The organism is Enterococcus sp. FR204 (assembly GCF_031143325.1).
GTDB classification, from domain to species: Bacteria; Bacillota; Bacilli; order Lactobacillales; family Enterococcaceae; genus Enterococcus_B; species Enterococcus_B faecium.
Map to the genome: position 1 here is coordinate 1 of NZ_JAKZIW010000117.1, position 322 is coordinate 322.

Consider the following 322-nt stretch of genomic DNA (forward strand, 5'->3'; position numbering starts at 1 on the left):
GAGAGTGTAAAATATTTTGTGTAAATAGAAAAAAGGAAGTCCCTTCTGTAGAATAGAGTTACCACAACACATTCACAGAAAAGAGGACTTCCATATGAACGATTTTACTACAGAAATTCTAAAGACTCTAGCGAACAAAGGCGATTTGAATGAATTATTCCGTGTCCATTTGGAAAAAGCTGTCAATACGCTTCTCAAAACGGAGTTAACGGCTTTCCTCGATTACGAAAAGTACGATCGCATTGGTTTTAACACGGGTAATTCTCGTAACGGCTCCTATGACCGTACGGTCAAGACCGAGTACGGGGAACTTCATCTCCAG

Annotated in this window: 1 protein-coding gene; it reads left to right on the forward strand. The window is 40.1% G+C overall.

The features are described from left to right. Positions 1-94 precede the first annotated feature (94 nt). On the forward strand, positions 95-322 hold a 228-nt coding region (locus RG571_RS12125), incomplete at its 3' end, for a transposase (RefSeq protein WP_181045969.1).